Source organism: Winogradskyella pelagia (genome assembly GCF_017581965.1).
Lineage (GTDB): Bacteria > Bacteroidota > Bacteroidia > Flavobacteriales > Flavobacteriaceae > Winogradskyella > Winogradskyella pelagia.
Genome location: NZ_JAGEVF010000018.1, coordinates 1 through 7,648, shown reverse-complemented (window position 1 = coordinate 7,648; position 7,648 = coordinate 1). Strand labels below are relative to the sequence as shown.

The window sequence follows — 7,648 nt, the reverse complement described above, 5'->3', positions numbered from 1 at the left end:
ACTCTTTTATTCCCCAATATACAGATAATGGAAGTGCAATCATTCCAGCCCAAGTTATAAAAGTTCCAAGAGGAATAGAATTAGCATCATCCAATACTATCATCAATAATGAAGAACCCATAACTAAAAATATAATCGTGGAAAAAGTCACTATTAAAGAACTAAAAAACCAAATTTTTCTTCTATTCATTTTTTTAATTGTTGCCAACCAAAGGGTTAAACGTAGTTCTGCTATGAGAATGAAAAGATAATAAATTCCTTAACAATAATTAGAGAAGGCGATTTCCTTTTAATCTCTAATTATTGATTGTCAATTAGCCACGCCTCGGCGTGGTGTTAATTGCAGAATTTATTAGATTAGGAATTCGAGGATCAGGGCCAAATGCTTCGCATTCATGAATTCCTTTTTAATACAATAGAAATACCATGAACTAAATTACTTTTAACCGACGATGGTGCACGTTTTATTCACGCAGAATTTATTTCATTTAGAGGTGTTCATGAATCTCGCTAGCTCGATTTGGCTCGAAGCCCGCTGAAGGGGATATATTATTGAGATGCTATTATGGTAATTTGGTTTAACAATTTAGATGGTAGTGCATTTACTTTAAGATCCTTTGACTGCGAAGCAGTGCAGATTAAAGTTCGCCTTTGGCGACCCGAGCGCAGCGAACAGATGAATTCTTATAAAATAAAATAAACTGACATGAATAATGTGTTCTCATCGGTCATGTGTATGATTAGTTGCGGACTTTTCAAACGGAAAATATCCGCCTGACCCTAAAGATAATTGATTGCAGGAATTTCCAAGTGGAAATTCCGATCGCAATTAATTATACACCGTGTTAGCATACGTTTCTTATTTCCCAGTATTTTTAGTTCTATTGAGGCTTATAGGCCCAACATTCCATCTCCACTCGAGCACCAAGTGCCAGACCCTTAACGCCCATTGCAGAGCGAGTAGGATATTTACCGTCCTCAAAATAGCCAGAATATATTTCATTAAATTTTTGCCATTCGGACATGTCGGCTAACATAACGGTACATTTAAAGACATCATCTAGACTAAGTCCGTGTTGAGCAAGCGTAGCTTGGATTCGTTCGAACATACGGTGAGTTTCAGGCACAATTCCACCTGGGACAACTCCCGTCCCTTCCCCAGCATCTCCTATTTCGCCAGAAAGGAAAAGGATATCACCAACCTGTACTGCACTTGAAAAGGGATAAGGAAGTTCAGAAGGTGTAAATATCGGAGCCTGTTTCTCCAAGTAAACTTCTGAATCTGTTTTTTGAATACTGGCGCTAGAATCAACAGAATTATTGACATTTTCATCTTGACTATTTTTACAACTTACCAAGACTAGCAGTGTAAAAAGTGATGATTTCATTAATTGTTTCATAATTATTATAGTTTGATAATGTATGCTAACAGTCTTGTATATCCTTCAGTTATGGCTTAAAGTTAAACAATCTTTCGGCAGAGACCGACGGTAGCAATTCCGCGTGGATTTAGACTTAGTCGAATCCGCCTACCAGAGCGCTGTGACTGACGAACACCTTAAAAATAGACATTCGTGAGTAAATTGTGGTTATACATTGTTGGCAATAGTTGTTTTTATTCCACAACTGATGACGAGACGTCTCTGTAAAGTTTCCATTTGCCATCAATTTTATCTTTTTTAAGAATCATCAGAAATGTATTTTTTAATTCAATTGATTCTCCATCAGCGTTTTTGTAAAATACTGAACTTGTCCCGAATTCATAAGCTACTGAATCACTTACTACAGAAGTTTCTTGTGGTCTCATACTTATACTATCAACACTAAACTGACCTGTTGGATTTTTACCAAGTCTATTGTATTCTTGCCAATCCTCACTTCCAGGTGGGACCCCTTTAAACCCTTCCATTATAAATTGGTTTAAATCTCCATATCGCTTTTCCTTAAACGCTTTTTGAAATGAATTTCTCGTTTGTTCAATTAATTCAAGTTCCCGCTCAATATTTATTTCACTATTATGTTCGATTTTTATTTCATCTGTTTTTCTTCCCTCATGGCAAGAAATAAAAAAGATGGTTACTATTGATAGAATTACTTTTTTCATATCTTAATATTATTAGATTTATAAATAAATACAGCTATTATTGGAAGTAGTTTTAAATTTTCAATAGACTTTAAAAGATTTAATCATTTTTCTTTCAATAGCATTCGGAATTTCAGAGATTAGTACATAGTTTCCTTTTTTAAGGTTTACTTCAAAATAACCAGTTTTACCAGATGGTAAATCTTCAACTCCACCCAAAAACAAAAGTCCTTCAGGTGCAGGTGACCTGAACGATTTAAAGTCAATAGTGTTAAGCCAATCTCCCAAAGTAGAAATCAAACTATCATGTTCAATATTAACTAAATTTACATCATGTCCCATCATATGTTCATACTGCATTTGGTCTTTAAATTTTGCAGCTATCGTATAATTTCCAGATTTTAGGGAGTCCATAAAAGTGATTCCTTTTGTGCTTTCAATATCTATGTTATAGTCGGCTTTAGGAGCAGCATTACTATTAGTTTCTTCTCTTACTTTAAGTTCTTTAACCATACCCATAAATGTATGTGGCATGCCATTTGGCATTCTTACATAGCATTCCAATACATAGGTTCCGGGTTCAAGAAATAATGTCGATGTGGATGTTGTCTTTTTCGATGTCAGGCCAACTCCGCCGGCTAACTCTACTTTAGAAAACCATTCAGGTATTTTTTCAAATTCCTTCATGCCAGCTTCAATGTCTCCCTTTTCAAAATAATCAAATGCGGAAGTAAATGGAGGAAATAAATCTTTCTTATATGTTTCTAAACCCAAAGTGTCAGGCATTTTTTCTAATATGAAAAAGTGTGGCTCGAAAGATTTATTTATATACTTAAAAGTAGTCCAACCTGAATTAATTTCGTCCACCATTTCGAAGTCCATTCCGTTGGTTATTACTTCGATATAGTTTTTTTCCGACACTTTTTCGTTTTCTTCTAATTGAGTTTCCTTCTTTTCTTTACATGAAGCTAATAGAAAGAGAAGTGATGTTGTAAAAACAATAATTGAATGTTTATGTTTTAATTTCATATTTGTTGTTATTTGAATTATTACCAACGATTCGGTGTATGGTCAGTTGCGTGTTTTAGCACCAATTTAGTAAACAAATCACAGATAGAAAATTCTGAAGGAATTTTCCAAATAAGCACTTGCCAAAGCAATTAATTATACACGTCTTAAGTTTACAATCTATTAAATTGGAGTTATAAATAGAAAAGAGAGGAATAAGGTTAATATACACGTAGAGAGGTAGATCTCGTCAACATTGAAAATCCCCTCTCTTTTCTACCCAAATTCCGTACAGTATTATGAGGCTATGGACCTCGATTTTAAGTCGTTGAAACTCGCGTAGATTGTCCTTTCCAAAAACATTTTGTTATAAATAAAGGTATTAAATATTTTGGTATTGACATCAGTCAGTTGGCGTTCGATGTATCTGATTCGGATGGTAATTACTATCAGTTTAAAAACAATGGGCTGGGCTTTAAAAAGTTTAGTGAACTTTTGGAACTGGACAGTCATTGTTTCATGGAATCTACAGGCTATTATCACTATCAGCTGGCTTACCATTTGTTAGAAACAGGTGTAAAGGTATCGGTAGAAAACCCATTGTCTGTAAAGCGATTTATCCAAATGAAGCTGTCCAAGATAAAGACCGACAAGAGTGATTCTAAATTTATATGCGCATATGCCCAGCAGGTAGAATTGAAGCTTTGGACGGGTCAATCTAAAAAAGAGCAAGAATGCTTTCAGATTTCCAGAACCCTTTCATGCTACACAAAGCAGAGCACAATGCTAAAGAACAAATTGCATGGGGAGGCTGTTTTAGGTGAGCTAAGTAAAGGTGTCGTAAGATCGTTAGAACTAAGCTTAAAACAGGTAGAGAAGGAGATTAAGACATTAGGGGACATGCTATTGGTATTGGTCAAACAATCACACCAAGATCTATTGACTCGTTTAGAAACTATACCAGGAATAGGAAGGAAGACTGCACTGATGTTAGTTGTTCTGACAGGAGGCTTTGAGCGATTTACAAATTCAGGTGAGCTTTGTAGTTATGCTGGGCTATCCCTAGTGGTACGACAAAGTGGAAGCAGTGTAAAAGTACGTGCAAGGATCAACAAGATAGGAAACCAAAAACTTAGAAATTTATTACTTATGTGCAGTTTCAATGCCTGTAAATACGACGACAGGGCCTGTCGCGATCTTTATGAGCGAATTATAGCCAAGGAAAAGAGTAAAAAACTAGCATTGATAGCTGTGTGTAATAAGCTTTTGAAACAGGCCTTTGCAATAGCAAAATCAGGATTGGTATACGATGATAGTTATCGAAGTACTTTAGTGAAAAATTCATACTTTTTTACTTGGTTTTTATCACAGTACTTTGTTGTTTTTTCGTTATCTCTTTTTGTCTTTTAGCTCTAATTGAATTGCATGAATAAGTTCAGAAATCATTTTCTCTATGTCTTTATATGTTATGATTATATAATTTCTCAAATCACAATTTAATTTAATAACTGACTTAAATTCATTATTCCGTGAGAGCTCTTCAAAATTAATTGGTTGATATAAATTTTCAGAATTCAATCTTAAGTGTTTATTAATTTGAGGTATAATTTGTTCAAATTGAAATTTTTCATCTCTTACTTGTTCTATATACCTTATATATTCATATTGTGTAGAATATAAATCTGTGATTTTTATTCGTAGACTGTCATTTTTTATAATGTCTAGTCCAAAAGACTCTAAATTTTTAAAGGCTGAAGTATTTTTAATAAAGACAGTATTTCCCTTTATCCATGTGTAGTATAGATTTAATGAATCGTGATAAACCCCATCATTCAAACTTTTAAGCACACCGCGGTTGGCTTTTAATAAGCCTTTATTTTTATTAATATCCCACTTAAGACCTTCTAAATCCGATTCTAAATTCGATTTCATTTCAATTAGAAGACTTGTTTCCTTATTTGTAAGATTATGTGCGTCATTCCAATTATTGATTTGAAGTGCAATCAAAATACCAATAACCACAAGAATTATTTCGCCAATAGCATATTTCAAATACTTTCCAGTTTTATTTTCTATAAGCAAGTTTTGTCTAATTTTTCTAAAGAATTTTATCATTGGTTAATGGTTGGTTATAATGAAGCACAACGGTTTTGGCTATGGCTCGTTGCGGAAAATCAGCTATGATTTTCCGCCGTAACCGAAAGATAGCAAATTGCAATGAATTCCGATTAGGAATTCAGCCGCAATGAGCTATACACGTTGTTGTAGCTAGTTTTTCTTTATAAATATGTTCATCACATTAAATCCAAGTATTTTTCCGTTTTCATCTTTTTTAAAAGACAATGATGGATAGCCCATTTGAGCTGCATCTAGTACTCCCGTTGTTTCATTACAAAGAATTATATTAACAGGTTGAGGGAAAATAGGACCTTTTATTTTTAAGTTTTCTCCGTCTAATACTATTTCAAGATTCATTGGCTGTCCTTCTATAGAATTATCAGTGTAATTTCCAGTAAATAATTTGTAGTCAATGTTTTTAGTAGAGTTTAGTACTTGCTCTTCACCTTGGATTAATTTGAGAAGAAATTGGTCATATGCTGGAATAGGTGTTCTACGTTCATATACACTTTTAGTTTTATGAGCAATAACCATATCTAGTTTTGGAATAATAGTTATATATTGTCCCCAAGCTCCAGCAGCAGTGTAAGCACCTTCGAGCAATTTATAATCTGAATCAATATACAACCACCACATATAACTGTAACCTTTAAAAAGACCGTAATCTCCAGTTTTGCTTACCATTGTAGTTGTTTTATCTATCCAATTTTCTGGAATGATTTGTTCGTCATTCCACTTTCCTTTTCTTAACATTAGATATCCTAGTCTAGCCATATCTCTGGTAGAGAAATAAAAGTGATAAGCAGGATGAATGGATAATTTATCATTCCCATACTTCTTTTGATTGGTCAACTTAAAATCCTGAAATCCTAATGGAATAGCAAGTTCATCTTGAAAAGCTTTATAAATATTTTTTCCGGTTTTTTGTTCAAAAATGGTTCCTGCTACGTTGAAATCCCAGTTGTTATAATAAAAATGTTCACCAGGTTTAAATTTACCTCTTTTCGGCATATTTGCGCCAGAACCTGCGTTTGCAGCTGGAAGATAAACACCAGACCTTGCATTTATTATTTGGTCTATTGTGGCTTGTTTTTCACTTTCCGTAAGTGAATTAACATCATCAATTCCTAATTCCGCAAGAGTAGCATTAAGGTCAATTTTCCCATTACTAACATACTTTCCGTACATCATACTTAAAACGCTCTTTCTTGCCGAAGCCAAATAACTTATTTCTTCTGTATCACCATACTCAAAAGCAATTTTACCGCTCTTAATGATTAATAAACCAGTCGTATTTAAGCTGTCAATCACATAACGTTTTAATAAATTCATTGGGTTACAAGGGGAATTTTCTGTAGTGTATTCCCAATTATTACTTGGATATATGAAATTATCTTGGGCTATTATTTTTTCTGAAAAAAGAAATGAAACTAATACTAATAAAGTAAAAATTAAAAATGTTTGTCTCATAATGATTGATTTAAATTAGCTACATCGCGGTCTTGGTTATGGTTTTGTTACGGAATAGTACGCGAGTATCATTCCGCCGACACGAGCGAAGCGACTGGCGTAGCAAACCATAAATTTAGCAAAAAGGCTCGAAATTCCGATTAGGGATTTCAGCCGTAATGAACTATAGCCGTTGTTGTAGTTAGTTTTTTATTCGTGATAAGTAATTGTTCGGACATGTTTTTGTCTCAAAGTATCGTTCTTAAACATCTTTCTTTCGGTCCAATTTCCATTATCATCGGATTTAACGTACTCATAGGTTCTGATGCTATATCGTTTGCCTTTGGAATTTTCATAAAACCCTTTTATCACACGATTTTGTTTATCAAAAAACAAGCTATCTAATCCACGATATTAGCCTTTTCCATTTTCATAGGTTTTTAGGACAGGATTTTCATTTTCGTCAGTTGTAATTGTTGACTTCCATGAAATTTGATTTTCGGTATTTAGAGAAGCTTCGACTTTCAGTCCGTCTTGATTTAAATAAACAGTATCTCTACTTGGTTCAGTATCGCCTTGCTCGTAATATTCAGCTCCAATCAACTTTTTGTTTTCATCATATTTTCGATAAAATCTCAATACTGTGTCTTTTTCTTCTCCAATCCAATAAACGTCAATTGAATTACCATTCTTGTCGAAATTCTCTATAGTTCCACTATTGAATATTATTGAGTCGTTTCTCAAATCAAAATTTTCTTCTTGAATTTTAGCAATTTCAGGTTTCAGATTTTCATTGGTTTTAGAATCCTCTGCTTTTTTGGTTTCGTTCTTACATGAAATCACAAAAATTGAAACCAGAATTAGTAATACTATTTTTTTCATAATTTTTTTTAAATTAACCCTGCAGATGAGAACACCTTGCTTTAAGGACGATAGTGCGAAGCACGTAGTAATTAAAGTTCGCCTTTGGCGAATGTGTTCTCATCGGTC

The 7,648-nt window shown here is 33.7% G+C and carries 8 protein-coding genes and 1 pseudogene; 2 read left to right on the top strand and 7 right to left on the bottom strand.

Annotation, left to right across the window (positions count from 1 at the left end; all coding sequences use genetic code 11):
- A partial coding sequence (locus J4050_RS14875) for a hypothetical protein (RefSeq protein ID WP_208155414.1) occupies positions 1-251 on the top strand: 251 nt, incomplete at its 5' end.
- 630 nt (positions 252-881) lie between these two features.
- Here J4050_RS14875 and J4050_RS14870 read toward each other — a convergent pair.
- The 3 genes from J4050_RS14870 to J4050_RS14860 form a co-directional block, all read right to left on the bottom strand.
- Positions 882-1,400, bottom strand: coding sequence for a RidA family protein (locus J4050_RS14870; RefSeq protein ID WP_208155413.1), 519 nt, complete (start codon positions 1,398-1,400; stop codon positions 882-884).
- Positions 1,401-1,615: 215 nt separating this feature from the next.
- Positions 1,616-2,104 (bottom strand): YybH family protein, encoded by a 489-nt coding sequence (locus J4050_RS14865; protein WP_208155412.1) that lies wholly within the window; start codon positions 2,102-2,104, stop codon positions 1,616-1,618.
- A 60-nt stretch (positions 2,105-2,164) separates the two neighbouring features.
- Positions 2,165-3,112 (bottom strand): hypothetical protein, encoded by a 948-nt coding sequence (locus J4050_RS14860; RefSeq protein ID WP_208155411.1) that lies wholly within the window; start codon positions 3,110-3,112, stop codon positions 2,165-2,167.
- 348 nt (positions 3,113-3,460) lie between these two features.
- On the opposite strand from J4050_RS14860, the pseudogene J4050_RS14855 reads away from it, so the two are divergent.
- Positions 3,461-4,432 (top strand): annotated as a pseudogene (locus tag J4050_RS14855) (IS110 family RNA-guided transposase); the annotation flags it as partial.
- A gap of 48 nt (positions 4,433-4,480) precedes the next feature.
- Here J4050_RS14855 and J4050_RS14850 read toward each other — a convergent pair.
- The 4 genes from J4050_RS14850 to J4050_RS14835 form a co-directional block, all read right to left on the bottom strand.
- Entirely contained in the window at positions 4,481-5,206 is a 726-nt protein-coding gene (locus J4050_RS14850; RefSeq protein WP_208155410.1) for a DUF6090 family protein, read from the bottom strand.
- A gap of 153 nt (positions 5,207-5,359) precedes the next feature.
- Complete coding sequence (locus tag J4050_RS14845) at positions 5,360-6,679, bottom strand: serine hydrolase domain-containing protein (RefSeq protein ID WP_208155409.1); 1,320 nt, start codon at positions 6,677-6,679, stop codon at positions 5,360-5,362.
- Positions 6,680-6,868: 189 nt separating this feature from the next.
- Positions 6,869-7,030 carry a hypothetical protein gene (locus J4050_RS14840; RefSeq protein ID WP_208155408.1) on the bottom strand — a complete coding sequence of 54 codons (162 nt, stop codon included), beginning with the start codon at positions 7,028-7,030 and terminating at the stop codon, positions 6,869-6,871.
- A gap of 42 nt (positions 7,031-7,072) precedes the next feature.
- On the bottom strand, positions 7,073-7,540 hold the full coding sequence (locus tag J4050_RS14835) for a hypothetical protein (RefSeq protein WP_208155407.1): 468 nt from the start codon (positions 7,538-7,540) through the stop codon (positions 7,073-7,075).
- Positions 7,541-7,648: the final 108 nt, after the last annotated feature.

Excerpts from the sequence above, each read along its gene's own strand:
- J4050_RS14860 (WP_208155411.1), bottom strand. The coding sequence starts at position 3,112 with ATGAAATTAAAACATAAACATTCAATTATTGTTTTTACAACATCACTT.
- J4050_RS14835 (WP_208155407.1), bottom strand. The coding sequence starts at position 7,540 with ATGAAAAAAATAGTATTACTAATTCTGGTTTCAATTTTTGTGATTTCA.
- J4050_RS14870 (WP_208155413.1), bottom strand. The coding sequence starts at position 1,400 with ATGAAACAATTAATGAAATCATCACTTTTTACACTGCTAGTCTTGGTA.
- J4050_RS14865 (WP_208155412.1), bottom strand. The coding sequence starts at position 2,104 with ATGAAAAAAGTAATTCTATCAATAGTAACCATCTTTTTTATTTCTTGC.
- J4050_RS14850 (WP_208155410.1), bottom strand. The coding sequence starts at position 5,206 with ATGATAAAATTCTTTAGAAAAATTAGACAAAACTTGCTTATAGAAAAT.
- J4050_RS14845 (WP_208155409.1), bottom strand. The coding sequence starts at position 6,679 with ATGAGACAAACATTTTTAATTTTTACTTTATTAGTATTAGTTTCATTT.